General features: G+C 60.4%; 25 protein-coding genes. 9 read left to right on the forward strand and 16 right to left on the reverse strand.

Annotated elements, in window-relative coordinates; genetic code table 11:
• Positions 1-4: 4 nt before the first annotated feature.
• The 3 genes from E4662_RS00335 to E4662_RS23955 form a co-directional block, all read right to left on the reverse strand.
• A complete protein-coding gene (locus tag E4662_RS00335) occupies positions 5-1,366 on the reverse strand; it encodes an MATE family efflux transporter (RefSeq protein ID WP_136439263.1) in 1,362 nt (453 codons plus the stop codon).
• 77 nt (positions 1,367-1,443) lie between these two features.
• Positions 1,444-2,247: a DUF2189 domain-containing protein gene (locus tag E4662_RS00340; protein WP_136439264.1), complete on the reverse strand. Its 804-nt coding sequence runs from the start codon at positions 2,245-2,247 to the stop codon at positions 1,444-1,446.
• Between the two features lie 48 nt (positions 2,248-2,295).
• Positions 2,296-2,850 (reverse strand): CIA30 family protein, encoded by a 555-nt coding sequence (locus E4662_RS23955; RefSeq protein ID WP_168797848.1) that lies wholly within the window; start codon positions 2,848-2,850, stop codon positions 2,296-2,298.
• Positions 2,851-2,988: 138 nt separating this feature from the next.
• Here E4662_RS23955 and E4662_RS23960 point away from each other — a divergent pair, with 138 nt between their 5' ends.
• Positions 2,989-3,672, forward strand: coding sequence for a lipoyl protein ligase domain-containing protein (locus E4662_RS23960; RefSeq protein WP_168797849.1), 684 nt, complete (start codon positions 2,989-2,991; stop codon positions 3,670-3,672).
• Between the two features lie 280 nt (positions 3,673-3,952).
• Here the strand turns inward: E4662_RS23960 and E4662_RS00355 are convergent, their stop codons facing one another.
• From E4662_RS00355 to E4662_RS00365, 3 genes are all read right to left on the reverse strand, one after another.
• On the reverse strand, positions 3,953-4,333 hold the full coding sequence (locus E4662_RS00355; protein ID WP_136439267.1) for an STAS/SEC14 domain-containing protein: 381 nt from the start codon (positions 4,331-4,333) through the stop codon (positions 3,953-3,955).
• A 103-nt stretch (positions 4,334-4,436) separates the two neighbouring features.
• Positions 4,437-5,396 carry a polyphosphate kinase 2 gene (gene ppk2, locus E4662_RS00360; protein WP_136439268.1) on the reverse strand — a complete coding sequence of 320 codons (960 nt, stop codon included), beginning with the start codon at positions 5,394-5,396 and terminating at the stop codon, positions 4,437-4,439.
• A gap of 90 nt (positions 5,397-5,486) precedes the next feature.
• A complete protein-coding gene (locus E4662_RS00365; RefSeq protein ID WP_136439269.1) occupies positions 5,487-6,377 on the reverse strand; it encodes an NAD-dependent epimerase/dehydratase family protein in 891 nt (296 codons plus the stop codon).
• A 420-nt stretch (positions 6,378-6,797) separates the two neighbouring features.
• Between E4662_RS00365 and trpA the strand changes: the two genes are divergently transcribed.
• Complete coding sequence (gene trpA, locus E4662_RS00370) at positions 6,798-7,589, forward strand: tryptophan synthase subunit alpha (RefSeq protein WP_136439270.1); 792 nt, start codon at positions 6,798-6,800, stop codon at positions 7,587-7,589.
• A gap of 55 nt (positions 7,590-7,644) precedes the next feature.
• Here trpA and E4662_RS00375 read toward each other — a convergent pair whose 3' ends face one another.
• Positions 7,645-9,054 carry an ATP-binding protein gene (locus E4662_RS00375; RefSeq protein ID WP_136439271.1) on the reverse strand — a complete coding sequence of 470 codons (1,410 nt, stop codon included), beginning with the start codon at positions 9,052-9,054 and terminating at the stop codon, positions 7,645-7,647.
• Positions 9,055-9,600 (reverse strand): heme NO-binding domain-containing protein, encoded by a 546-nt coding sequence (locus tag E4662_RS00380; protein WP_136439272.1) that lies wholly within the window; start codon positions 9,598-9,600, stop codon positions 9,055-9,057.
• 135 nt (positions 9,601-9,735) lie between these two features.
• Between E4662_RS00380 and E4662_RS00385 the strand changes: the two genes are divergently transcribed.
• Positions 9,736-10,899, forward strand: coding sequence for an alpha-hydroxy acid oxidase (locus E4662_RS00385; protein WP_136439273.1), 1,164 nt, complete (start codon positions 9,736-9,738; stop codon positions 10,897-10,899).
• 96 nt (positions 10,900-10,995) lie between these two features.
• Here E4662_RS00385 and E4662_RS00390 read toward each other — a convergent pair whose 3' ends face one another.
• Positions 10,996-12,450 carry a hypothetical protein gene (locus E4662_RS00390; protein ID WP_136439274.1) on the reverse strand — a complete coding sequence of 485 codons (1,455 nt, stop codon included), beginning with the start codon at positions 12,448-12,450 and terminating at the stop codon, positions 10,996-10,998.
• Between the two features lie 297 nt (positions 12,451-12,747).
• On the opposite strand from E4662_RS00390, the gene E4662_RS00395 reads away from it, so the two are divergent.
• Positions 12,748-13,386: a 50S ribosomal protein L25/general stress protein Ctc gene (locus E4662_RS00395; RefSeq protein WP_136439275.1), complete on the forward strand. Its 639-nt coding sequence runs from the start codon at positions 12,748-12,750 to the stop codon at positions 13,384-13,386.
• A 130-nt stretch (positions 13,387-13,516) separates the two neighbouring features.
• Here E4662_RS00395 and E4662_RS00400 read toward each other — a convergent pair whose 3' ends face one another.
• Genes E4662_RS00400 through E4662_RS00410 form a run of 3 tightly spaced genes read right to left on the reverse strand, consistent with a single transcriptional unit; the run spans position 13,517 to position 15,536 of the window.
• Positions 13,517-14,017 carry a hypothetical protein gene (locus E4662_RS00400; RefSeq protein ID WP_136439276.1) on the reverse strand — a complete coding sequence of 167 codons (501 nt, stop codon included), beginning with the start codon at positions 14,015-14,017 and terminating at the stop codon, positions 13,517-13,519.
• Positions 14,014-14,469, reverse strand: coding sequence for a hypothetical protein (locus tag E4662_RS00405; RefSeq protein ID WP_136439277.1), 456 nt, complete (start codon positions 14,467-14,469; stop codon positions 14,014-14,016). The genes E4662_RS00400 and E4662_RS00405 overlap by 4 nt, the downstream gene beginning before the upstream one ends.
• Positions 14,466-15,536 (reverse strand): hypothetical protein, encoded by a 1,071-nt coding sequence (locus E4662_RS00410; protein WP_136439278.1) that lies wholly within the window; start codon positions 15,534-15,536, stop codon positions 14,466-14,468. Before E4662_RS00410 ends, E4662_RS00405 begins: the two co-directional genes overlap by 4 nt.
• 189 nt (positions 15,537-15,725) lie before the next feature.
• Here E4662_RS00410 and pth point away from each other — a divergent pair, with 189 nt between their 5' ends.
• Positions 15,726-16,412 carry an aminoacyl-tRNA hydrolase gene (pth, locus tag E4662_RS00415; protein ID WP_136439279.1) on the forward strand — a complete coding sequence of 229 codons (687 nt, stop codon included), beginning with the start codon at positions 15,726-15,728 and terminating at the stop codon, positions 16,410-16,412.
• A gap of 9 nt (positions 16,413-16,421) precedes the next feature.
• The gene (locus tag E4662_RS00420) at positions 16,422-16,793 is read left to right on the forward strand and encodes a DUF2237 family protein (RefSeq protein WP_136439280.1); all 372 of its coding nucleotides are present in this window, start codon (positions 16,422-16,424) and stop codon (positions 16,791-16,793) included.
• Between the two features lie 396 nt (positions 16,794-17,189).
• On the opposite strand, the gene trpB is transcribed toward E4662_RS00420, so the two are convergent.
• From trpB to E4662_RS00440, 4 genes are all read right to left on the reverse strand, one after another.
• Positions 17,190-18,437 carry a tryptophan synthase subunit beta gene (gene trpB, locus E4662_RS00425; protein WP_136439281.1) on the reverse strand — a complete coding sequence of 416 codons (1,248 nt, stop codon included), beginning with the start codon at positions 18,435-18,437 and terminating at the stop codon, positions 17,190-17,192.
• Positions 18,438-18,516: 79 nt separating this feature from the next.
• A complete protein-coding gene (locus tag E4662_RS00430) occupies positions 18,517-19,833 on the reverse strand; it encodes an MATE family efflux transporter (RefSeq protein ID WP_136439282.1) in 1,317 nt (438 codons plus the stop codon).
• A gap of 403 nt (positions 19,834-20,236) precedes the next feature.
• Positions 20,237-20,749 carry a PaaI family thioesterase gene (locus tag E4662_RS00435; RefSeq protein ID WP_136439283.1) on the reverse strand — a complete coding sequence of 171 codons (513 nt, stop codon included), beginning with the start codon at positions 20,747-20,749 and terminating at the stop codon, positions 20,237-20,239.
• Positions 20,746-21,174, reverse strand: a complete 429-nt coding sequence (locus E4662_RS00440) for a PaaI family thioesterase (RefSeq protein ID WP_136439284.1) — start codon at positions 21,172-21,174, stop codon at positions 20,746-20,748. The genes E4662_RS00435 and E4662_RS00440 overlap by 4 nt, the downstream gene beginning before the upstream one ends.
• A gap of 346 nt (positions 21,175-21,520) precedes the next feature.
• On the opposite strand from E4662_RS00440, the gene E4662_RS00445 reads away from it, so the two are divergent.
• The 3 genes from E4662_RS00445 to E4662_RS00455 all read left to right on the forward strand — a co-directional run bounded on the left by E4662_RS00445 (position 21,521) and on the right by E4662_RS00455 (position 24,370).
• Entirely contained in the window at positions 21,521-21,895 is a 375-nt protein-coding gene (locus E4662_RS00445) for a MerR family transcriptional regulator (protein WP_136439285.1), read from the forward strand.
• A gap of 255 nt (positions 21,896-22,150) precedes the next feature.
• Positions 22,151-22,555, forward strand: a complete 405-nt coding sequence (locus tag E4662_RS00450) for a MerR family transcriptional regulator (protein ID WP_136439286.1) — start codon at positions 22,151-22,153, stop codon at positions 22,553-22,555.
• 33 nt (positions 22,556-22,588) lie between these two features.
• Positions 22,589-24,370 carry an acyl-CoA dehydrogenase C-terminal domain-containing protein gene (locus tag E4662_RS00455; RefSeq protein WP_136439287.1) on the forward strand — a complete coding sequence of 594 codons (1,782 nt, stop codon included), beginning with the start codon at positions 22,589-22,591 and terminating at the stop codon, positions 24,368-24,370.
• Positions 24,371-24,613 lie beyond the last annotated feature (243 nt).

Consider the following 24,613-nt stretch of genomic DNA (forward strand, 5'->3'; position numbering starts at 1 on the left):
CGCTCTACCCCTCCGCCACCATGCGCACGCCTTTGGTCCAGAACCGCCAGCCCAAGGCGACCGCAGCCACCGCAAGACCCAGCGTCAGGCCCAGCCAGACCCCCATGCCGCCAAAGCCAAACGCGATGCCAAAGCCGTAGGCCGCCGGCATCCCCACCCCCCAATAGGCAAAGACCGCCCAGAACAGCGGCACTCTTGTGTCCTGCAAACCCCGCAGGAAACCGATGTGCAGCACCTGCGCCGCGTCCACCACCTGGAACAGCGCCGCCATCATCAACAGGCCGGTGCCCGTGGCGATGATCGCCGCGCGCGCCGGATCCGCCTTGTCGATGAACGCCCCGATCATCAGCTCTGGCAAAAGCAGCATCAGCGCCACCGAGGCCACGGCGGCAATCGCGCTCATCACCAGCGTCACCTTCGCCCCGCGCACCAGATGCTCCCGGTCGCCGCGCCCCATGGCGTTGCCCGCGCGGATCGTCGCGGCGTTGCTCAGCCCCATCTGCACCATGAAAGTTGCCGTCGAGATCTGCAGCGCAATGCCATGCGCGGCCAGATCAATCACCCCGATCCAGCCCATCAGGACCGCTGATCCGGCAAAGAGCGAGACCTCCGCCAGCGTGGTCAGCCCGATCGGCAGGCCAAGGCCAAACACGCGAGAGAACATCTCCCAGTCGGGTTTCCAGAACCGCACGAAAATCTGGTGATCCGGCAGGGTGCGCAGCGCATAGATCACGATCAGCACCATGCCCGCGAGGCTCGACGCAACCGAGGCCACCGCCGCCCCGGTGATCCCCAGTTCCGGCGCGCCCCAGTTGCCAAAGACAAAGGCATAATTCGCCAAGGCGTTCACCACCGCCGCCGCAACAGTCACCCAAAGCACCACGCGGGTGTACTCAAGTCCCGCCAGATAGCTCTTGAAACACATGATCCCGAGCGCGGGCAGCATCCCGAACCCCGCCAGCCGCAGGTAGGTCTGCGCCATCCCGGCGGTCTCGGCGGTCTGCCCCATGGCCATCAGGATCGGCCCGGAAAACCAGAAGAGTGGCAGGCTGACCGCGAAATACAGCAGCGACCACCACAGCGCCATGCGCGTGGCGCGGCGGATCTGCACATCATCGCCCTGCGCCGAAAACGCCGCCACCATCGGCATGATCGCCCAGGCAAAGCCGCTCCCGAGCAGGAACAGCGTAAAGAAATACGAGCCCGCCAGCGTCAGCGCCGCCAGCTCCGGCACCCCGTACCAGCCCATCATGATCGTGTCGGTCAGCCCGATGGCAAACTGCGCCAGATGGCCGCCGATGATCGGCAGACCCAGCGTCAAAATAGCCTTGGCGTGGCCTTTGGAACTCAAAACGTCGCGTGTCATCACACACGCTTAGGCCCTGCACAAAAAACCGGCAAGACCCAAGAGTACAGCATCACAAATCGCGATATATCCGCGCCTCAGCCACCCTCCGGCGCCACCGCCTTCTGGTACAGATGCCATGTGGTGTGGCCAAGGATGGGCAGGGTGAAAATCAGCCCGAGGAAAGCCGGAACCAGCGACAGCATGATCGTCGCCGTGATGATCGCCGCCCATGTGAGCATGACCACCGGGTTCTTCTGCACCACCCCGATCGAGGTCAGCATTGCCGTCACGAAATTGGTTTCCCGGTCGAGCAGCAGCGGCATGGCCACCACCGTCACCGCAAACAGCGCCGCCGACAAGATTGCCCCCGCCACCGAGCCAACCGCCAGAAAGGTCCAGCCCGCCGGGGTAAAGAACACCGTGTAGAGGAAGCCGTCAAAGTTCGAAAAAGACGCGTTTTGCAGGATGATCGCCAGCCACAGCCGGATCTGGTACATCCAGACCCAGAAGATGAACAGCGTGACAAAGGCCATCCAGCCCATCTCGCGCTTTCGCTGTGCGGCCATGACACCAAGGATATCGGACCAGCCGAAATCCTCGCCTCGCTGCATGCGCCGCGACATCTCGTAAAGCCCGGCCGCGGCAAACGGCGCAACGAGCGGAAAGCCGACAACCGCCGGAATGATCATCCAGATCTGTCCCAGCCAGACCAGGCACCAGACAAAGCCGATTCCGAACAGCGCATAAAACAGACCAAAAAACCCGCTCATCACCGGCCGCGCCAGAAAATCCGCAAAGCCCGCCTTGAGCGCCTCTCGGATGTCGTCGGGCGTGACCGTGTTGATCACCGGCATGCCGCCCGTAGGCGGCGCTGTGGCCGCTTCTGTCTTGGAAGTCATGACCCTCTCCTCATCAGGGGTGCGCGTCCCTGCCCCCGAGCCTAACCCCTATTCCACTTTCACCCAAGCCACATCCAGAAGTGCCTCGTAATCCGCGCCGTAGGCCACCAACCCGATGCTGGTCACCCGCGCCGGGTCAAATGTCGCCTTCAGCCCGCCCTGCGCTGTAAACCGGCTCCAGGGCAGGACAATCTCCTCCCACTGGCCGGAGGTCTCGAACTCAGCCGCAAAATAATGCCAGGGCCGCAGCGAACCCGATGGCCGAAGGTGCACAAAATACCGCGCCCCATTGCCCCGCAGCCGAAGCCGCAGGCCCGTGCCCTGCTCCAGCAACGCCCCGTCAAGCGCCCGGCGCATCTGGATGAAACCGCCGTTGTTCGCCGTGCTCACCGTGCCGGTCAGCCGCGCAAATTGATCCGCCCCCTGCCGCACGAGCTGCATCGTGCCGTCCGACACACCGCCCATCACCCGGTCACTCACATAGCGCCATGCCTCGGCCTCGCCGTCGGTAAAATCTTCGATCATGAGCCCCCCGGCTTTTGCCGCCGTGACGGGCCAGCACAACGCCGCCCCCGCGCCCGCCAATACCCGCCTGCGGGTCATTCCGTTTCTTGTTTGCATCGCTGCGCCTCCATATGCACCGTCACCTAGCCCCGCATCCGGCCTGTGCCAGTGGTGGCGCTTGGAAAACTGCCCTATGAGGGATGGGCGATGCGCTATGAAATGCGAAAGGATGCCGCCATGACTGCCGCTCTGCACAGCCTGCCGGACGCGGCGGACGGGCTGGCGTTCGAAGCCGATCTCTTCTCCGGGACGGACGCCGCCGTCGGGATCTGGACCGCCGCCACCCGCGCCCTTGTCTGCCCCAAGGCCTACCAGGCCCGCAAAGGTTTTGCCGAAGCTGCCGAGGCCTCGCGCCAGCGCGGCTGGCCCGTGCACCTGCGCCCCACCGGCGGCGGCATCGTCCCGCAGGGGCCGGGTGTGGTGAACCTCGCGCTTGCCTTCAACGCGCCCAAGGACTTCAACATCGAAGACAGCTACCGCCTGTTCACGCAGGTTATCATCGACGGCTACGGCGCGCACGGGGCCCTCATGCATCCGGGCGAGACACCGGGCAGCTTTTGCGATGGCGCGTGGAACCTTTCGGTCGCGGGCCGCAAACTCGTCGGCACGGCGCAGCGCTGGCGCCCGGTGCGCGGCGGGCGGCCGCGCGTGCTCGTCCATGCGCTGATCCTGACCACGGACACCTTCGGCCCCGGCGCCCGCGCGGTAGACGCCTTGCACGCCGCGCTCGGCCTCGATCCAGTGTCCGAGGCCGTGCACACCAGCACCGAATCCGCCTTCGGCCTGACCACCCTGCCCGCGGAAGCGCTGATCACAGCCGCAAAAACGGCGCTCGCTTCAATTCACACGCCAAACACTTAGGGTCAGGACCCATGGATTTACGACGCGCAGTTTGACAGATTTTGCTCCAGACAAGGCATAGAGCCGCAGGAATAGTTATCTATTTCAAGGCTCTATAACGCAGATTGGGGCAAAATCCGTCAAACCCGGAGGGCAAGGAGAAATGCACGCTCTCAACGGCGTGGTTTCCTTGCCAAGGCAACCAGCCTTGCCTGCGAAATCCAAGCCACGGATACCGCACATTTTTCCTTGCTGCGCGCCGTAAATCCATGGGTCCTGACCCTAGGACGAAGCCTCTTCGTCAGGCGGCCTCTGCCCGCGCCGCAAGCCAAGCTTCGGCCGCCGCCTCTTCGTCCAGTTCAAACGCCTTGATGGCAATGCCGGGGATCACCGCCCCTTCGATCTCGGCGGCGGTGCGCAGCAAGGCTGAATCCGTCAGAACGGCTATGCTGGAAAAATGCCCAAACAGGCCGAAAAGCCTTGGCAATTGCGCCATCTTGATGCCGATGGCTTCAAAGGAGGGCATGGCAAATTCCGGGATCCGGTAGAGGATCTGACCGCCCTGCATGCCAGAGGCCATCTCGACAAAAGCATCCAGCCCGTCGCGCATCTCATTGGCCCCAACCGGTCCGTCGAGCAGAATATCAATCCGGTTCGGCGCGGGATTTGTCAGTTTCAACATGGCAGTCTCCTCGTCCTTCTGGGGCGTTCCGATCTGTCACGCTGGAAAAAGAACGGCGGGATAACCCCGCCGTCCTCTCGTCTCATTTCGGCATGCGGCGCGCTTATTCGCTGCCCTTGCGCGCATCGGGGTGCAGCGTTGCGCCCAGAATGTGATCGGCGCGGTGGATCACATGGCCGGCGCCGCCCGCGATCAGCGGATCGGGAGGGGTGGCGATGCTCTCGTCCTTGCCCGGATAATCCAGCGTGCTCAGGAAGTGCTTCATGCAGTTCAGGCGCGCGCGCTTCTTGTCGTCGGACTTGATCACGGTCCAAGGCGCATCAGCGGTGTCGGTGTAGAAGAACATCGCCTCCTTGGCCTCGGTGTAATCGTCCCACTTGCCAAGGCTTGCCTTGTCGATCGGCGACAGTTTCCACTGCTTGAGCGGGTCGGTCTCGCGGCTGGCAAAACGGGATTTCTGCTCGGCCTGCGTGACCGAGAACCAGTATTTGTAGAGCCGAATGCCGGAGCGCACGAGCATCCGCTCAAGATCCGGGGTCTGGCGCATGAATTCGAGGTACTCGGTCGGCTCGCAGAAGCCCATGACCCGCTCTACGCCCGCGCGGTTGTACCAGGAGCGGTCATAGAGCACGATCTCCCCTTCGGTCGGCAAGTGATCGATATAGCGCTGGTAATACCACTGTCCGCGCTCTTCGTCCGTGGGCTTGTTCAGCGCCACGACGCGCGCGGAACGCGGATTGAGGTGTTCGGTAAAGCGTTTGATTGTACCGCCCTTGCCCGCCGCATCGCGCCCTTCGAAAAGCAGCACGAATTTCTGACCCGTCTCCTGCGCCCAGAGCTGCACCTTCAACAGCTCCGCCTGAAGCTGCGCCTTCTCCTTCTCGTATTCCTTGCGCGACAGCTTGGTCTTGTAGGGATACTGACCGGTCTCGAACGCCCGGCGGATCTCGTCGGTGGTGGGGTGCGGCTTGGCCGGTGCTTTGGGCACATCGGTGCCCACAGCCTTGGCCGCAGCCACGGCAGCTACGGGTGCTTTCACGGATTTCACGGCGGTCGTTGTCATACGCGTCTCCTGCAGGTTTCAGATTTCGCGCGTTTCTACCCCGGCCAAACGGCCCCCACCTTGACCCCTGTCAAATTGTGAACGGATTTCTCACATTTTTATGACATCCCGCCAGGAATGCTCCGGCGCAAAGCCCAGCACGTCCCGCGCCTTGCGGTTGCAATACATCGTCTCGTTGCCTGTCATCTCGCGCTTGACCGGAATGCCTTCGTAGAACTGCTCCCGCACCTGCGCATTCGACGCGCCCACCGACAGATCGTCATTGGCAACGTTGAACACCTCATACCCCAGCCCGTCCACGGCGAGGCACCGCATCACCATCTGCCCCAGATCGCGCACATCTATATAGCCAAAGATATTGCGCTCGCGCAGCGCCGCATCCGCCACGAAGGCCGGGAACAGCGTCTCGTACTCCTCCGGCGCGATCACGTTGTTGATCCGCAAGCCATAAACGTCGATCCCGGCGCGCGCCTGAAACGCCCGCCCGGTCGCCTCACCCACCACCTTGCTCATCGCATAGGCATCCTCCGGCTCGGTCGGGTGATCCTCATCCACCGGAATATACTGCGGTTTACGCACCCCATCGGCAAAGCAGATTCCATAGGCCGTCTCCGAACTGGCAAAGATCACCTTCGGGATTCCCAGCTTCACCGCCGCTTCCATGACATTGTACGTCGAGAGCGTGTTCACCCGGAACGTCTCGCAATCGGGCGCAATCAGGATCCGCGCCAGCGCCGCGAAATGCACCACCGCATCAAACTTCGGCACCCCTGTCCCCGGCGCCAGCTCTGCGAAATTCGCGTAACCCGACAGCGCGCTGAACACCTGCCCCGGGTCGGTCAGATCGCAGATCAGGTTGTCCACCCCTTCCGCCTCGAGCGGCGTCAGATCGAGGTTCAGGACCGTATGCCCTTCTGCGGCCAGCATCGGCAGAATATGCCGCCCCGCCTTGCCGCTGCCGCCGGTGAATGCAATGCGCATGAGATGCCCTTCCCTGGTTTTCCACCCTAGAGGTAATGCGCTTTGGCCCGTCCTGCAAAGACACGGGCTAGGGAAATTTGGACAACCAAGTTCGCCCACCCAAATGCGCGGAATCAAGGCCGCAGGCCGCCGCGCCATCGACGGGCCGTCCCCACGGCACGGCAATTGGGGTGTCGTTAATCGCCACACCAGCCTAGCGCGCCGGTGACTTGAATAAATCAAGGGGAACGGAAGTTGGATCGCCATGCCACGGCCCGTCGAAGGCGCGGCTCGTACTCTGGCCATTTGGTCCGGGACAGGTTCGTTCTACGCCCAAACGCACCCCCGGAGAGTTTGCCCGTTGCGCGGAACCAGCCTTCACCCCATTGATTTTCCCGCGCGCATCCGGCACATCGACTGGAACACGCAAGAGGGACACCCATGACTCGCATCGACGCCACCTTTGCCCGCCTCAAGGCCGACGGAAAGAAAGCCTTCGTTTCCTACATCATGGCGGGCGATCCGGACGTGGAAACCTCCCTCGCCGTGATGAAAGGCCTGCCGGACGCCGGCGTCGACATCATCGAACTGGGCCTGCCCTTCACCGATCCCATGGCCGATGGCGAAACCATCCAGCTCGCCGGTCAACGCGCCCTCGCACACGGCATGTCCCTTGACCGGACCCTTCAGATGGTCCGCGATTTCCGCGCCGGGAACGACACCACGCCGATCGTGCTCATGGGCTACTACAACCCGATCTACAATCGCGGCGTCGACACCTTCCTCGCCCAGGCAAAAGAAGCCGGCATTGACGGGTTGATCGTTGTCGACCTGCCGCCCGAAGAGGACGAAGAGCTGTGCATTCCGGCGCAGAACGCCGGGCTCAACTTCATCCGCCTCGCCACGCCCACGACCGATGACAAACGCCTGCCCAAAGTGCTGCAGAACACCTCCGGCTTTGTCTACTACGTCTCGATCACCGGCATCACCGGGGCCGCCGCCGCGCAGGCCGCCGAGGTCGCCCCGGAAGTTGCCCGCATCAAGGCCCAGACCGACATCCCCGTGATCGTCGGCTTCGGCATCCGCACCCCGGAGACCTCCCGCGAGATTGCCAGCGTGGCCGACGGCTGCGTTGTCGGCTCCGCCATTGTCTCCGAGATTGCCGCAGGCAAGAGCCCCTCTGACGTGCTCGCCTTTGTCAAAGGTCTGGCAGACGGCGCGCATTCGGCCTGATCTGCCGCCTCCAAGCATCTGAAATCTCTACAATACCCCGGCCCACGCGGCCGGGTCATCCCCCCCTTTCTGAACCATCGGGCGCATGTCCCATAACCTCCGGGTGGGACTGGCATAGCAACCGCGCCATCGCTGCGCCCAGCGTGGCACGGCGGACCGGCTTGGCCACATGTGCATCAATCCCCTGCCGCAGGTATTCCTCCACCTGGTGCGTCATTGCGTTGGCGGTCAGCGCAATGATCGGCACGCGCGGCAGATCGCGGGCCTGCTCGAACTGGCGAATAAACCCGGCGGCTTCCAGCCCGTTCATTTTCGGCATGTTCACATCCATCAGGATGAGATCAAACGGGTTGGCGCAATGGGCCGAAACCGCGGCCGCACCGTCCTCAACCATGGTCAGGTCAAGCCCGTAGCGCTTCAACATCAGGTCGAGCACCCGCTGGTTCGTCAGATTGTCTTCCGCCGCAAGAATGCGCCACAGGTGACAGCCCAGCAACAGCTCCCAATCGCCGCCCTGCGTGGCCGGTGTGGCCACGGGCTGCGCTGCATCCACCGCAGCGCCCACATCGAAACTGGCATGAAAGGACGAGCCGCCGCCCTCGTTCGGGGCAAAGGTCAGATCACCGCCCATCAGGCGGCACATCTCCCGCGCGATGGCGAGGCCAAGCCCCGTCCCGCCAAAGCGCCGCGTCACCGACCGGCCCGCTTGTGAAAACGGTTTGAACAGCGTCTCGCGCTGCTCATTGGGCACGCCCCGCCCGGTGTCCGTCACAAGGCAATGACCACCTTCCGCATCGACCCAGACCCGCAGGGTCACGCTGCCGGACTTGGTGAACTTGATGGCATTCGACAAAAGGTTGCTGATCACCTGTCCCAGCCGGGTGGGATCGCCGCGAATCTGCCGCTCCGCGCTCGGTTCGATGGTCACCGCCATCAACAGCCCCTTCTCCCGCGCCTTGAAACTGAACAGTTGCTGCGCCCGGTCAATCAGCTCCGGCAGGTCAAAGGGGATGGTCTCCACCTCCATCTGCCGCGCCTCGATCTTGGTCAGGTCCAGAATGTCATTCAGCAAGGAGAGCAGCGTTTCCCCCGACGATTGCATCAGCGCCGCCATGTCGGCCTGCTCGTCGGTCAGACCGGATTCCGCAAGCGCGGACCCCATTCCAAGAAGTCCATTGAGCGGGGTGCGAATCTCGTGGCTGATCATCGCGAGGAAGGCGCTTTTGGCGGCGCTCGCATCTTCGGCCAGCGTCTTCGACGCCTCAAGATCCGCCGTCCGCCGCGAAACCTCTTCCTCAAGATGGCGCGCTTGCTCACGCAAAGCTTCGTTCAGCTCGAAAAGCTCGCGGCTTTTCACCTCCAGAAGCGTCTCCACCTCCTTGCGCGCCCTGCGCTCCCGATCATACCGCCTTCGGCTGACACGCTCGGGATCTACCTTTGGATGTGCCGCCTGAGATCCCACCACTCACGCCGCCCGGCGAATCACGAACCGCGCGCCATGCCCTTCGACCTGTTCGCTCGCGTGCTCCTCAATGTCCATCGGCTGCTCGAAATGCTTCACACAGGCCTCCACCAACCCGCGGCAAAACGCCATCAACGGCCGGGGCGAGCGGTAGTCCATCTGCAGCGCATCTTCGCCAAGCCACTCTGTCTCGAACCGCGGCAGCTCCGCATCCGGGTAGAGCTTGCGCACCTCCACATGCACCTCCCCCTCGATCGCATCCAGCATCTCCAGCGCAGACCGCTTGCTCTCGAAAAACGCAGGATATCCTACGACAAACCGGTCGAACATCCAGTGCCCGAAGGCGACCTGCAACGCCTCCCCGCTCATTCCCGTCTTCTCGCTCAACGCGCCGACAATCGCGAAAAGCTCCGAACAGGGGTAGCTGCCCACGGAGGAGTAGGCCCCGCCCGTCTCCAGCTCCAGCCCATCCAGAACCTCGTCAACCACCTCTTCCCCGACAGCCGCCTCCGCCATCTCCAGAAGTTCCGTAAACACCAAGCCCTTCACCAAACCATCTCCGTACTGCGCCGCCCCCTCCTTACCGCACCACCGGTAAACCCCAGCTTAAAACCAGCCATTGCACCTTTTGCCCCAAACCGGTAACAATACCTTACCAATTCGCAGCAAAACCCGGATCACCCCATGCCCGTCATCACCGAAATCGCTGACCTCAAACGCATTTACCGCCGCCGCGTGCCGAAAATGTTCTTCGATTACTGCGAATCCGGGTCCTGGTCCGAACAGACCTTCCGCGAAAACACCTCCGACTTTGACAAAATCTACCTGCGCCAGCGCGTCGCCCTCGACATGGCCAACCGCTCCACCGCCACACAACTCATCGGCCAGGACGTCTCCATGCCCGTCGCTCTCGCCCCCGTGGGCCTGACCGGCATGCAGCACTTCGATGGCGAGATCAAAGCCGCCAAGGCCGCTGAAAAATTCGGCGTTCCCTTTTGCCTGTCCACCATGTCGATCTGCTCCATCGAAGACGTGGCCGAGAACACCTCCAAACCCTTCTGGATGCAGGTCTACACGCTCAAAGACGACGCCTTCATGCAGAACCTCTTTGACCGCGCCAAAGCCGCCAAGTGCTCCGCCGCCGTCATCACCGTCGATCTGCAACTCCTTGGCCAGCGTCACAAAGACCTGAAAAACGGCCTCTCCGCCCCGCCCAAACTCACCCCCGCCTCCGTCGCCAACATGATGACCAAGGTGCAGTGGGGCCTCGGCATGCTGCAAACCAAACGCCGCTTCTTCGGAAACATCGTCGGCCACGCGAAGGGGGTCAAAGACGCCTCCTCCCTCTCCTCATGGACCGCAGAGAGCTTCGATCAATCGCTCGACTGGGACCGCATCCGCCAGTTCCGTAAAATGTGGGACGGCCCGCTGATCATCAAAGGCATCATGGATGTGCGCGACGCGCTCGAGGCCCTGAACGTCGGCGCAGACGCCATCGTCGTCTCCAACCACGGCGGCCGCCAACTCGACGGCGCTCTGTCCTCCATCCGCGCATTGGAGCCGATCATCGACGCGGTCGGCGACAAAATCGAAGTCCACATTGATTCAGGCATCCGCTCCGGCCAGGACGTCCTCAAAGCCACGGCCCTCGGCGCCAAAGGCTGCTGGATCGGCCGCGCCTACGTCTACGGACTTGGGGCCATGGGCGAGGCCGGCGTGACAAAGGCGCTGGAGGTCATCCACAAGGAACTCGACACCTCCATGGCGCTCTGCGGACATAGGGATATTCAGGGCGTCGACCGCGATATCCTGATGGTGCCGAAGGGGTTTTCTGGGGATTGGGGGTGAACGTGCTTGGTTCCAAACCCAAACAACCGGGGAACCCTTACGTTACCTCAACTATTGCGCGCGCCGTCGAACTTTTTGAGCGCTGAATTGTCCGAACTAAGGAGAGACTGCTTCGTCGGGTTCTTCCTCGGCCGCCGATGCACTACGTTTCTCCAACAATCTCGTCCAATTGTTGGTCGATCTACCTTGATACCGAAAGTCAGTCGACAAATACTCTTTCAAGTGATCTCGCAGAAGTTGCATCTTGAGGTCGGTTCGCAATTCATAAAGCTCGCGGTCTGTCAAATCCAACCCCTCCTGCGAAGTGTTAGACGCGTCCGTCGCCACGATGCTAATTTTTGAAAGGTTCAGCCGTTGTTGATTGATCCGCATGATTTCCGCAATGAACACTCTGGCCAATTTGTAACAGGCTGTAATTATTGCAGTCGCAATTATGACGTAGGGTATTCTCGTTAGTAATATTGACCATATTTTTGCGGTTCCCCCCTCATCGTAGACAGTTGTCAAATTTGCAGCGTTAAAGACCAAAAGTCCAGTTACAAGAACCATAAGTGCAATGGGCACAGCTGCAAGTTTCCAATAGGTTCCGATGTTCTGACCACCCTGCGAAACGAACCCACCGATTTCGGTAGGAAACATGTTCACATCGTCTTCAAGAGCACGCAACTCTTGCTTTAGCTCGGCAACACTCTTTGCCAAACTTTTTCTCTCAGTGGTCCTCTCAGCAATAATTTCCTGAACTTGCACACTTCTCTCATCAAGATTCGAAATAGCTTCTTCGCGCGATGCTATGTCTTCTATTAGCCCTTGACGTTGCTCGGTCAGCCTTCCGATATTCGCGTTAAGTTCTGCTACCTTGGAATTGGAATCAGAAATTTCCGACAGAAGTTTTTCACGATGCATTTCAATATTTTTGGCTTTTTCATTTGCCGCTTCTGCTTTTCTTATTTCCTTACGGGCTTCTTCGGAAACATTTTCCTTATATTGATCGAGTTTCGCCACTAGACGAATAAAATCCTCCAGTTCATCAATTTGAAACCCTAACAGCCGGACCCGAGTAATCTGCGTGTTCGTTAGCCACTTTTTAGGAGGCTTGAAAGAAACTCTCCGGACTAGTTGATTGATGGAGGCTCTATAGCCTTCGTTGCTTCTCTTTGAAAACTCCTGACTTCCCTCTCCACCTTGAGCCAATGTCCAGCGAAACTCAAACTCATTAAATGTGCTGTAGTTTTCTTCATCAACGATGACTTCGACCAAGAAAACTGGCTCGGCAAATTGAAAATCGAACCACCTATTGGAACCGCTTATCGGAGACGGGTCTCCCGAGTTGGCCACCAGTTTAGTAGTTTTTCTACCCTTCCCAAGTAGTAACTCAAACGGTAGGTCGGAAATTTCCGGAATTTCAGTCCCATCAATTTTCGCGGCCTCCTCTTCGGCTTTTGCGAAGTCAGTATCTGAAGACAAATCGGCACCATTTTTCGAAGCAAGATTGATTTTTGGATATAGTGGTAGAGTAATACACTCTAAAGATGCAATCAAACAAGATTTCAAGTAAGTGCGGTCGCATTTGAAATACCTATAACAAACGTTGTTTCTCCAAAGTGATCCTATCCGCCTCCAACGATTTCCGCGCTCTGATCAAGAACCGACCGGCTCGATGCAACGTCTGGACAAATTAACCCATTGTTAACAAACAATGTTTCGCGCGCGAAACATTTATGGGATCACCAGTCCGAGGGGCCCCACCCGAATCGCCTTGTCTTCTCCCCCGATCCGGTGTACGCGCAGCCCTTCATCGCAGGGTGACAGCCTTGGAGGCACCCTGCCCTAGACATATTGGAGAATACCATGGCTGGAGAGATTCCGGATCTCATCGCCTCTGAACGTACGGGGACAGGCAAGGGCGCCGCTCGTCAGGCCCGTCGTGACGGCCTCGTTCCGGGGATCGTTTTTGGTGGCGACACTGACCCGCTGCCTATCAACATCCCCTTCAACGTGCTGTTCAAGCGCCTCAAAGCAGGCCGTTTCAAGTCCACCCTTTTCAACCTGAAAGTCGAAGGCCAGGAAGACGTCCGCGTCATCTGCCGCGACGTTCAGCGCGATGTGGTCAAGGACCTGCCGACCCACGTCGATTTCATGCGCCTGCGCCGCACCACGAAAATCAACCTCTTCATCCCGGTTGAGTTCGTCGGCGAAGAAGTTGCTCCCGGCATCAAAAAAGGCGGCGTTCTGACCGTCGTGCGCCCGGAAATCGAACTGGTTGTCACCGCCGGTGATATCCCCGAGAAGGTCGAGATCGACATCTCCGCCCTGAACATCGGCGACATCATCCACATCAGCGACGTCACCCTCCCGGAAGGCGCCAAGCCGACCATCGACCGTGACTTCGTCATCGCCAACATTTCCGCCCCGTCCGGCCTCAAGGCCTCCGACGATGAGGAAGAAGGCGAAGCAGAAGAAGCGGCAGCAGAGGGCGAAGAGGCATAAGAGCCTTTCCCTTTTCTATCGCACGCAAAGAAGGCCCCTGCCCACGCGGGGGCCTTTTTGATACCAGATCAGACAGTTCTTAAGTGAACAAACGGCAAGAAAGGCTTGGCTCACCGCGCGCAGCATTGACTTACTTGCAACTGATCCATGCCTTTGCGCCAACCGGAAAGGTCAGATCACGCTGGGACGTGCCGCACGAATAGTTGACGGTCAACACCATAGGTTCTGTCTCCCCGCCCGGCAGAGGACAGATATCGCCGTCGACCGTGAACTCCGGGCAATCCTTCAAAGCGTGGCACTTGTACTGCAAAAACGGCGTCGCATTGCAGAATTTGTCCGGATATCTGGCCGAAGCAATGGTGCCCATGTTGATCACAATGGTCGGTACCGCGTCCAGACGCTCCACAGCCCGGGCATCGCGCAAACGCTCCGCCTCTTGCTTCCGGAAATTCGCAGATTTGGATCGCAACTCGGCGATGTCCTCGCGCAGCCCCTCAACCTCTTTTTCCTTTTTCAGAACGGCCTCCCGCGCGGTCAACAACTCCAGCCGCTTCTCAAGGTCCCGCAACTCATCACCCAAAGCCGGAGCCGCCAATATCCCCAGGGCCAAGGCTGTCAGAACAACTTTCATTGGTCCATCCTCGGCGTAGCGACCCCATTGGCATCCACATCAAACCCGGGCACCTCAACCAGTGTCAGCCCGTCCTTCATGATCTGCTGAATACCTACAGTAAAATTCAGGCCTTCCTCATCGAAACTTGGGCGCAGAGTGATGAGTGGAGCCGCCCCCTGTGGACTGGGGCAGTTGAAGTAAAAGCAGGTTTGAAAGGTCGGCGGGTTCCCTGGGTCGGGAAAGCACTGCACATCGCACCGTTGCATCCTTGTAATACCCGCCGCGTCCGACGTTGCGCCGAGCACACTCAAAGCATCAATCTGACCCGCGCTGTTGGCGAAATACTCAATCGTCAAATCGGAGGTCGTGCCATCAGAAGAGACAACCGCGCCGGGCAGATCCCTCTGAAATTTATAAAACGGCCCTTCGACCGCATCCTGCGCAAAGACAGCGCTTGGTGCAAAAATCAACCAGGTGGTAACCCTAATGCAGCTTCGCATTTCCCCCAATCCTCCTCAGTATTTCCAAAAGGCAAACCCCAGCCTTCGTAACCCACAACCACAGGGCGTTGGTATGTTTGGCTGAATGTCGCGCCAAGCGCGCTGAACCCCTCAAACGCAAAGCTTGTCGCGCTGCCATCCCCCGGGTTCACATCGCGCACCGCCGTTGACAGCGCGTCGAGGTCTTTCTCCAATTGTGTCGTGTTCAACTCCGGTGCCTCGCCCGCTGTTTGGTTAACCGTAACCGTGACAGCCGGCACGTCCGGTGTCTGGGTCTTTTCTGCCCCGTCTTTGGCTTGCGCGGCCGAAAGCGCGCCGAACCGGGCATCAATAAACGTGTATTCAATGCGCCGTGTGAGATAGACTTGAGTGATCAGGAAAGAAGCAAGACACCGTTCGTCCTGAGGCACGATGCGGCGCCCCGCGCTGATCGCCTTGAGGTATTTGTCCTCAAGGGCCCGGCGCACCCACAGCGACCCTTGTTCGCCAACGAAAATCGCCTTTCTGAGAACGTCCTGATGATCATATTTCGATTTCACCAGTTTGACCTTTGGGATGCCGTAGCTTCGCACGTCGCCAAAGTCCACACGGACCTTGGTGCGTGCCCCAAACCCCAGCCCCAATGCGGCCAAGGGCGAAGCCCGACCAAGCCCAAACGCCGCGCCAGCGTCGGCAGTTACAGCCGGAAGCGCGACGATTGGAAGGCTCTCGATTCGCTCCTGATCCCGGCGCGTAAATCCGGTCCCGAACAGGTCGGTTTGGCCCGGGGCATTTTCGGTGAAGCTGGTGCCCCCGGCCGTTGTCCGAAACACCAGGCGGCTTGCCATGTGCTTCTCTGCTTTTTCAAGAACGGACACATCCTCACCGATCCATTCACGCAGCGTGTCATTTGCCCCACCGGAAGACAGGGCCATGATATCTCCGACCTGGATGTTTTCTTTTGGGGGAAAGACCGGAATAATTCCGGTCTTGCGCGCAATCTCACTGTATTCCGCTTGAATATCCCCATTTGGGCTTCCACAGGCCGCCAACAACAAAGCGCAGCCAGCCAAAACTCTGTACATCCCACTCCCCCTTTTTCAAAAGTTAACCAAGGAACAGCATGTCGTTCAATCATAAAGTGAAGCCCACACATGGGCACGCCCATAGGTATATTGTTTTTTGTGCCGTTGAGAATATCTGCCGATCGGCCTAGGAAGACATCACAAGCGACCCTGGAGGCAACCATGCAGATCTTCGTCGGCCTCGGAAACCCCGGTGCCAAATACGCCGGCAACCGCCACAACATCGGCTTCATGGCCCTCGACCAGATCGCTTCGGACCACGGCTTTGGCCCCTGGAAGACGAAGTTTCAGGGCCAGATTGCCGAGGGCCGTCTCGGCTCCGAAAAGGTCCTCCTGCTCAAGCCCGAAACTTTCATGAACCTCTCTGGCCAATCCGTCGGTGAGGCCATGCGCTTCTACAAACTCGAACCCGGCGACATCACCGTTTTCCACGACGAGCTGGATCTCGCCCCCGGCAAATGCCGCGTGAAAATGGGCGGCGGTCATGCCGGGCACAACGGCCTTCGTTCGATCCATGCACATGTCGGAGAGGCCTACCAGCGCATCCGCCTCGGCATCGGCCACCCCGGTCGCAAGGAGCTTGTGGCGGCCTATGTCCTGCATGACTTCCACAAAGCCGATGGAGACTGGCTCGACGATCTGATGCGCGGGATTTCAGACGGGGCAGCGGCCTTGGCGGACGGAGATACCTCGAAATTCTCCAACGCCGTCGCTCTGCGCACCGCCCCGCCGCGTTCGTCCAAAACACCCAAGAAACCCGAAAAGAAGCCAGAAGCTGCGCCCGATCCGGAACCTGAAGCGCAGGATACACGCAGCGCATTGCAGAAGCTTGCGGACAAATTTCGATAGGAGTGCCTGATGTTGGAAAAAGACCCGGAAATCAACGTACTCGGCGGCAAACTTGAGATTTGCGGCATGGATCCCAAAACCGGTTTCTTTCGGGACGGCTTTTGCAACACCTGCGCCGATGACACCGGGAGCCACACGGTTTGCGCCGTGATGACGGCGGAATTTCTGGCTTTTTCCAAGTACGTAGGGAACGATCTTAGCACGCCGCGCCCGGAGTATGGCTTTGCAGGGCTGCAACCGGGAGATTGCTGGTGTCTATGCGCCTCTCGCTTCTTGCAGGCACATGACGAGGGATGTGCGCCAAAGGTGCATCTTGATGCGACGCACCAACGGGCTCTGGAGATTGTAGATATTGCGATATTGAAAGAAAATGCCGCCTGATTTGGCATTTTTCTTGATAAAGGTAGATTATTTGCAACCCCGGTAGAGCTGCCTGGAATTCGTATTGAAGGGCTGGATCGTTGTCTCCGCTGCGACAAACCCTGAGAACAACCCGATTTTTGGATTAACAAAAACGCCTGATTTTACGATTTTGGCTCACATACACTGTCTACTCACAGAGTTATCCACAGGATCGCTTCTTTCCCGCTGATAGGTGGCAGAATGCGGCTTGGCCTGCAACCGTTCGGATCGCGAATGGCGCATCAAGAAGGCAGGAAAAACTTATATTTTTCAGATGATTGAATTCGACACTTCACGCATCGCGCAAAGAAAACGGAGCCTCTGACGGGCTCCGTTTTGTCATTGTCCATGTCCATAATGCAGGACCGCGTTCTGTCAGTCCGCGGTGCGCCCCTCGGTTCCGGACATATCGACACCCAGATGTTTGGCCACGGTGAAGATGTCTTTGTCGCCGCGCCCGCACAAGTTCATGCAGATGATGTGATCTTTGGGCAGCTCCGGTGCGATCTTCATCACATGGCCCAGCGCGTGGGACGGCTCGAGCGCGGGGATGATGCCTTCGGTTTCGCAACACAGCTGGAAGGCCTCCAGCGCTTCCTTGTCGGTGATCGAGACGTATTGTGCGCGGCCAATGTCGTGCAGCCACGAGTGCTCCGGCCCGATGCCCGGATAGTCGAGGCCCGCCGAAATCGAGAAGCCTTCAAGGATCTGGCCATCCTCGTCCTGCAACAGATAGGTGCGGTTGCCGTGCAGAACGCCGGGGCGACCGCCGGTCAGGGAGGCGCAATGCTCCATCTTGTCGTTCACGCCTTTGCCGCCTGCTTCGACGCCGATGATCTTAACGTCTTTTTCATCCAGGAAAGGGTAGAACAGGCCCATGGCGTTGGAACCGCCACCAATGGCCGCAACGAGCGTGTCGGGCAGGCGCCCTTCGGCCTCCATCATCTGTTCCCGGGTTTCCTTGCCGATGATGGCCTGGAAATCGCGGACCATGGCCGGGTACGGGTGCGGGCCGGCGACGGTTCCGATGCAGTAGAAGGTGTCGCGCACGTTGGTCACCCAATCGCGCAGTGCGTCATTCATGGCGTCTTTCAAAGTGCCGCGGCCGGAGGTGACCGGGACCACCTCTGCACCGAGGAGCTTCATGCGGAAGACGTTGGGCTGCTGGCGCTCAACGTCATGGGCGCCCATGTAGACGACGCATTTGAGGCCGAACTTGGCGCAGACGGTGGCCGTGGCGACGCCGTGCTGGCCTGCGCCGGTCTCTGCGATGATGCGGGTCTTGCCCATGCGCCTGGCGAGAATGATCTGGCCAAGCACGTTGTTGATCTTGTGTGCGCCGGTGTGGTTGAGCTCGTCGCGCTTCATGTAGACCTTCGCCCCGCCGAGGCGTTCGGTCAGGCGTTCGGCGAAGTAGAGCGGCGACGGACGGCCGACATAGTGCTTCCAGAGGAAGTCCATCTCGGCCCAGAAGGAGGGATCATCCTTGGCCTTGTTGTACTCTTCCTCGAGGCTCAGGATCAGCGGCATGAGCGTTTCAGAGACGAACCGCCCGCCATGGATACCAAAGCGGCCCTTTTCATCAGGGCCATTCATGAAGGAGTTGAACAGATCGTCCGCCATGTGAGTTCTCCGCGTTTGCTTCCCCTCTACTTAGGGGAGGCTGCGGGCAATGGAAATGCGGAAAATTGCCCGTTCGGCTTTAGCGCGCAGCGGCGCGTTCCAGGGCGGGATAGCGCAGGCCCAGCGTGACGCCACGGGCCAGCATCGAGATCAGCATTGCGGCCCAGAGGCCGTGGTTGCCCATGGGTTCGAGCAGCGCCCAAAGCGCGACAAGATAGATGAGGGCGGAGACCAGCATCATGTTGCGCATGTCGGCTGTGCGGGTGGCGCCGATGAAGATGCCATCGAGCATGACAAGGCCGAGCATGAAGATGGGCGTGGCGACCATCCATGGCAGGAAGGTTCGGGCGGCGGTCCGGACCTCCGGGTCCTTGGTCATGATGTCGATCAGAAGCGGGCCGAAAAGGGCAAACCCGGCGGCGAGGGCAAGGCCGAAGATCAGCGCCCAGAGGGAGGTCATGCGGGCGGCGCTGCGGATGCGGGCGACGGCGCGGGCGCCAAATGCCTGGCCGACAAGCGCTTCGGCGGCGAAGGCGAACCCGTCGAGGGCGTGGCCGGCGATGTGCAGGAACTGCAGGAGGACCTGATTGGCCGCGAGCGTCACGGAGCCGAAGCGCCCGCCAAGCAGCAGGAAGGAGACGAAGATGGCCTGCAGGAGCAGGGAGCGGATGAGGATGTCGGTGTTGACGAGCGCCATGCGGGCGAGGCTGGGGCGGTCAAAGACGCGGGACCAGATCCGCCAGTCGGGTTCGCGGAAAGCGGAGCGGCAGAGCCAGAGGCCGAGCAGCAGCCCGGACCATTCGGCGAGGAAGGTGGCGAGGGCAACGCCGTCGACGCCGAGGCCGAATTCGAGCACGAAGAGCAGGTCGAGGAGGATATTGACGCCGTTCATCCACAGTTGGAGAAGCAGCACGTCACGGGTGCGTTCCTGGGCGATGAGCCAGCCGGTGATGCCATAGAGCGCGATGGCGGCGGGGGCGGACCAGATGCGGATCTGCATGTAGGCGCGGGCGAGGTCTTCGACCTCGGCTTCGGCAGGAGACAGACGGAAGGCGCCGGCGAAGAGCAGGTCTTGCAGCAGAATGAGCACCGCGCCGGCGATGAGGCCGATCATCAGGACGCGGGTGAGCAGCGCGGCCACTTCGCCGCGATCGCCCTGCCCCGAGGCCTGCGCGGTCAGGCCGGTGGTGCCCATGCGCAGAAAGCCGAAGATCCAGTAGATCGCTGTAAGGATAATCGCGCCGACCCCGACAGCGGCGATGGGTTCGGGCGCGGGAATCTGGCCCACCACGCCGGTGTCAACCGCGCCGAGGATCGGGACGGTGGCATTGGCGAGCAGGATCGGCACGGCAATCTTCAGCACACGGCCATGGGTGATGGGTTTGTCTGAGGTCATGGCGGGCGTGGCTCGGGAGGAATGCTTGGAAGTAAGTGTGTCTCCTCAATACAGGAAACACGGCGCTTCGGAAGGGGTGGATGGGTGATGCCCCGATTGGGAAAGAGTTGAACTTGGGTTCGACGGTGAAAGCTTGAGCAGGTCTTCCCCTCACACTAGGCACGGAATCAAGGCCGCAGGCCGCCGTGCCATCGACGGGCCGTTCCCGCGGCACGGCGATTGGGTTGTTGCTGGGAGCCACACCAGCCTAGCGCACCAGTGACCGAAATAAATCGAGGAGAACTGAAGGAGCATCGCCGTACCACGGCCCGTCGATGGCACGGCTTGCACTTTACCCCTGAGGTCCCGGATCAAGTCCGGGACGGCGTGTGCTTGATGTTCACGCGAGATCAGACGCGATCCGTTAGTCCCCGGGGCGGGGCATGAGGAAGTGGGCGGTGGCCTGGGCGATGGGGCGGTCGCGGTTGTCTTGCCAGGCTTCCGACTGGACAGAGGCATAGCGGCGGCCGGAGCGGGTGACGCGGGCGCGGGCATAGGCGTCACGCGGCAGGCCGGTGCGCAGGTAATCCACGGTAAAGTCGATGGTTTTCGGCAGGCGCGGCAGTTTGCCCCGTGCCATTTCCTCGGCGTCCAGCGTGCCGTTCTCGATGTCTTCCCAGAGCCAGACCCAGCTGAGGCTCATGAGCGCGGTGATCTCAAGGAAAGCCGCCGTGACACCGCCGTGGATGGCGGGCAGCGTCGGGTTGCCGATGATCTTGTCCTCGTAAGGCAGGATCGCGGTCAGCTCATCGCCGCGCCGGTCAAAGGTAATCCCGAGATACTGGATGTAGGGCACGCCGGTGACGAGCGCCGAGAGGGCCGCATCGCGGCGCTGCTTGATGACCTGGACCGGTTCGGGCTTCTTGCGCGGGCTCATGCCTTTTTCTCCTCGACGGTAAAGGCGCCCGTGGCGCTGGCCACGGGCCGCTCGCGGTCCGCATCATAAGCCGTGGCGCGCACGAAGGCGACGGAGCGGGTGATGTGGTAACATTCGGCAAGGCAGGTGATGGTCTGGCCGGGCGTGGCGGGGCGCATGTAGTCGATGCGCAGGTTGATCGTGGCCGTCCCGCCGGGCGATTTTGGATGCGCAATCACCGAGGCCCCGCCGGTGGTGTCCATCAGAGCAGAGACCGCACCGCCATGAATCACCCGGCTTTCGGGATCCCCGATGAAGCGTTCGTCATAGGGCAGCTCGATCTCGGCCAGCCCGTCTTCGATGCGCAGCACCTTCATGCCCAGCGCCTTGCAGTGCGGCAGGTACTCGATGAATTGCTTGGCAAGGGTGGATTTATCGACGGCCATGGGGCGCTCCTGTGGACTTGCCTTCACCGGTGGCTCGGTGCGCGACAGAGGTTCGCGCCCGGCCTCGAGGGCGGGTTTTGATTTTTCGCTTTGAACTCGTCAAAAGCATCAACGTCTTGCCTTTTCGACACGTCCCGCCACTTCGCGCCCGCCCTGTGGGGCGAGGCCGGGCGCGAACCGGATCGGCAAGCGATCCGGGGGCCTCTCTCATTCGTCTCGCAAAACAGAGTTAACCGTTTGCTTGGGCTTCTTTATGGGTCGCCCCGTCCGAAGCCGCAAGCGCCGCGTTTGCCCGGTTGTGCTTGACGCGAACCCGCCCTATCGTCACCCGTGGAAGAGGATGATCATGACCACCCAGACCCGGCTCAGCTTCAAGGAGATGTGCGCGAAGTTCGACGTAACGCCGCGCACGCTGCGCTATTACGAGTATATCGAGCTGCTCACGCCCGATCGCGAAGGACGCTCGCGGTTCTATGGTCCGCGCGAAGTGGCGCGCATGACGCTGATTCTCCGCGGTCGCAAGTTCGGCTTCCAGCTCGAAGACATCCGTCAATGGCTTTTGATTTACGAAGAAGACGGCACCGAAGCCCAAATGCAGGCCTGGATCGCCATGGCGGACCGCCAATTGGACGAGCTTGCCGAGCAAAAACGGCAGCTCGACGAGGCCATGGCAGAGCTGAAATCCCTGCGAGACCGCACGGAAGCCAGCCTCAAAGGCTGATCGCCTGAAATTTTAGAGAATATTTTCAGCAATTTACGACCGAAACGTTTCGGAGGGTAAGGTTTTCCTGACCCTCGTTAACCTTTATGAACGGTTTACCATGGCGCGCGCATGGGGGTGACGTTAGTTGATGTTACGTCAACAGGGTTTGTGACGTAGCGTATGAGTTACGTCAACGGTTTTTCCCATTGTATGGATGTGAGGAAATTCGCACTTCACATCCAGTTCGTTGAAACACGAGGGCTGTGAAGAGACATGACTGAAGACAGGATAATGACAATCCGGGAAATGTGCGATGTATTCGAGGTAACGCCTCGAACCTTGCGCTTCTACGAACAGAAGGAATTGCTGTTTCCCATTCGTGAAGGCCAGAAGCGGCTGTATACCCGGCGCGACCGCGCCCGCCTCAAGCTGATCCTGCGCGGCAAGCGTTTTGGCTTCAGCCTCGAGGAGATCCGGCAATTGCTGGACCTGTACCATGTGGGCGACCAGCAGCAGACCCAGCTGCAGCGCTCCTACGAGGTGGCACAGGACCGGCTGCGGGATCTGGAAAAGCAGCGCGACGATCTGACCAAGGCGATCGACGAGTTGACGGACCAGATGAAGTGGGCGGAACGGATGCTCGCCACGCTGGCCCAGAAGAAAAGCGCGGCCGGATAACCCTCGGCCGCAAGGCACCCGAGGAGGAATCACATGCCAAGCTACACCGCACCGGTCAAGGACCAGCTGTTTGTTCTGAGCGATCTGCTCAACGTCGCCGGGCAGGACGTGCCGGGCTATGAAGAGCTTGACCGCGATACGCTTGAGGCGGTTCTGGATGAGGCGGCGAAGATTGCCGGAGGCGTGCTGGCGCCGCTGAACGCGGTGGGCGACAGCGAGGGCTGTACGCTGGAGAACGGCGTGGTGCGCACGCCCGCAGGCTTCAGGGACGCGTTTGAGCAGGTCAAGGAAGGCGGCTGGACGGCGCTGGATTGTGATCCGGAGTATGGCGGTCAGGGGCTGCCGTATGTGGTGAACACCGCCGTGGGCGAGCAGTTCTCTGCCGCGAACATGGCGTTCAACATGTATGCGGGTCTGACGCACGGGGCCTATTCGGCGATCCACGCCCATGGCAGCGAGGCGCAGAAGGCGCAGTTCCTGCCGAAGATGGTGACCTGCGAATGGACCGGCACGATGAACCTGACGGAGCCGCATTGCGGCACTGATCTGGGTCTGATGCGGACCAAGGCCGTCCCGCAGGAAGATGGCAGCTACAAGGTCAGCGGTCAGAAGATCTTCATCTCCGCCGGCGATCACGACATGAGCGAGAACGTTATTCACCTAGTGCTGGCGAAGATTCCCGGAGGGCCGGAGGGCATCAAGGGTGTGTCGCTGTTTATCGTGCCGAAGTTCCTGGTGAACGACGATGGCTCGGTGGGCGAGCGCAATGGTGTGTCTGTCGGCAAGATCGAAGAGAAGATGGGCATCCACGGCAATTCGACCTGCGTCATGAATTATGACGAGGCGGAAGGCTATCTGATCGGCGACGCACATAAGGGTATGCGCGCGATGTTCACCATGATGAACGAGGCGCGTCTGGGTGTGGGCCTGCAGGGCTACGCACAGGCGGAGGTCGCGTATCAGAACGCCGTTGAGTATGCCAAGGATCGTCTGCAGGGGCGCGATGTGACCGGGGCGAAGAACCCGGACGGCCCGGCCGATCCGCTGATCGTGCACCCGGACATTCGCCGCAACCTGATGGATCAGAAGAGTTTTGTCGAAGGCGCGCGGGCCTTCACCTATTGGGGTGCCGCGATGATCGACCGGGCGCACCGCTGCGAGGATGCCGCCGCCGACGGGCTGATTTCGCTGCTGACGCCGGTGATCAAGGGGTTCCTGACCGACAAAGGTTTCGAGATGGCCACGGCCGCGCAGCAGGTTTACGGCGGCCACGGCTATATCGAAGAGTGGGGCATGTCCCAGTTCGCCCGCGATGCGCGGATCGCGATGATCTACGAAGGCGCGAATGGCGTGCAGGCGCTGGACCTTGTTGGCCGCAAGCTGGCGCAGGACGGCGGCAAGCACGTGATGGCCTTCTTTGCCATGGTCACGGACTTCATCAAGGAGACCAAGGGCCGCTCGGACGCCTTTGAAAAGGATTTCCGTGAGCCTCTGAAGGCGGCGTCGAAGGATCTTCAGGCGGCGGGTATGTTCTTCATGAACAACGGCATGAAGAACCCGAATGCGGCGCTGTCGGGTTCCTATGACTTCATGCACCTGTTCGGGCATGTCTGCCTTGGGCTGATGTGGGCGAAGATGGCCGTGGCCGCCGAGGACGCGCTTGCAGCGGGCGCGTCGGACAAGGGGTTCTACGAGACCAAGATCACCACGGGGCGCTACTACATGGCGCGGCAACTGCCCGCGACGGGGATGCACCTTGCCCGCATCGAAAGCGGCGCGGAGACGGTGATGTCGCTGGATGCCGAGGCGTTTTGAACCAACGCTCTGTAGGCCGGGGATTTTCCCCGGCCTTTTTCATGGGGCAGGTTACAGCGTGTGTTGGGGCTGGTGAGGTGTCCAGCGCACACCCGTCCCGGACCTGATCAGGGGCCTTTTGATCAGCGCTCAAGCCGCGCCATCGACGGGCCGTGGTACGGCGACGCACCCTTTGATCCCCTTGATTTATCCCAGAAACTGGCGCGCTAGGCCGATGTGACGCCAAGCACCAGCCCAATCGCC

Source organism: Pacificoceanicola onchidii (assembly GCF_004804335.1).
Lineage (GTDB): Bacteria > Pseudomonadota > Alphaproteobacteria > Rhodobacterales > Rhodobacteraceae > Pacificoceanicola > Pacificoceanicola onchidii.

What these genes read in the sequence shown, in the direction of transcription:
- E4662_RS00335 (WP_136439263.1), bottom strand. Translation starts at nt 1,366, where the DNA reads ATGACACGCGACGTTTTGAGTTCCAAAGGCCACGCCAAGGCTATTTTG.
- E4662_RS00340 (WP_136439264.1), bottom strand. Translation starts at nt 2,247, where the DNA reads ATGACTTCCAAGACAGAAGCGGCCACAGCGCCGCCTACGGGCGGCATG.
- E4662_RS23955 (WP_168797848.1), bottom strand. Translation starts at nt 2,850, where the DNA reads ATGACCCGCAGGCGGGTATTGGCGGGCGCGGGGGCGGCGTTGTGCTGG.
- E4662_RS23960 (WP_168797849.1), top strand. Translation starts at nt 2,989, where the DNA reads ATGACTGCCGCTCTGCACAGCCTGCCGGACGCGGCGGACGGGCTGGCG.
- E4662_RS00355 (WP_136439267.1), bottom strand. Translation starts at nt 4,333, where the DNA reads ATGTTGAAACTGACAAATCCCGCGCCGAACCGGATTGATATTCTGCTC.
- ppk2 (WP_136439268.1), bottom strand. Translation starts at nt 5,396, where the DNA reads ATGACAACGACCGCCGTGAAATCCGTGAAAGCACCCGTAGCTGCCGTG.
- E4662_RS00365 (WP_136439269.1), bottom strand. Translation starts at nt 6,377, where the DNA reads ATGCGCATTGCATTCACCGGCGGCAGCGGCAAGGCGGGGCGGCATATT.
- trpA (WP_136439270.1), top strand. Translation starts at nt 6,798, where the DNA reads ATGACTCGCATCGACGCCACCTTTGCCCGCCTCAAGGCCGACGGAAAG.
- E4662_RS00385 (WP_136439273.1), top strand. Translation starts at nt 9,736, where the DNA reads ATGCCCGTCATCACCGAAATCGCTGACCTCAAACGCATTTACCGCCGC.
- E4662_RS00395 (WP_136439275.1), top strand. Translation starts at nt 12,748, where the DNA reads ATGGCTGGAGAGATTCCGGATCTCATCGCCTCTGAACGTACGGGGACA.
- E4662_RS00400 (WP_136439276.1), bottom strand. Translation starts at nt 14,017, where the DNA reads ATGAAAGTTGTTCTGACAGCCTTGGCCCTGGGGATATTGGCGGCTCCG.
- pth (WP_136439279.1), top strand. Translation starts at nt 15,726, where the DNA reads ATGCAGATCTTCGTCGGCCTCGGAAACCCCGGTGCCAAATACGCCGGC.
- E4662_RS00420 (WP_136439280.1), top strand. Translation starts at nt 16,422, where the DNA reads ATGTTGGAAAAAGACCCGGAAATCAACGTACTCGGCGGCAAACTTGAG.
- trpB (WP_136439281.1), bottom strand. Translation starts at nt 18,437, where the DNA reads ATGGCGGACGATCTGTTCAACTCCTTCATGAATGGCCCTGATGAAAAG.
- E4662_RS00430 (WP_136439282.1), bottom strand. Translation starts at nt 19,833, where the DNA reads ATGACCTCAGACAAACCCATCACCCATGGCCGTGTGCTGAAGATTGCC.
- E4662_RS00435 (WP_136439283.1), bottom strand. Translation starts at nt 20,749, where the DNA reads ATGAGCCCGCGCAAGAAGCCCGAACCGGTCCAGGTCATCAAGCAGCGC.
- E4662_RS00440 (WP_136439284.1), bottom strand. Translation starts at nt 21,174, where the DNA reads ATGGCCGTCGATAAATCCACCCTTGCCAAGCAATTCATCGAGTACCTG.
- E4662_RS00445 (WP_136439285.1), top strand. Translation starts at nt 21,521, where the DNA reads ATGACCACCCAGACCCGGCTCAGCTTCAAGGAGATGTGCGCGAAGTTC.
- E4662_RS00450 (WP_136439286.1), top strand. Translation starts at nt 22,151, where the DNA reads ATGACTGAAGACAGGATAATGACAATCCGGGAAATGTGCGATGTATTC.
- E4662_RS00455 (WP_136439287.1), top strand. Translation starts at nt 22,589, where the DNA reads ATGCCAAGCTACACCGCACCGGTCAAGGACCAGCTGTTTGTTCTGAGC.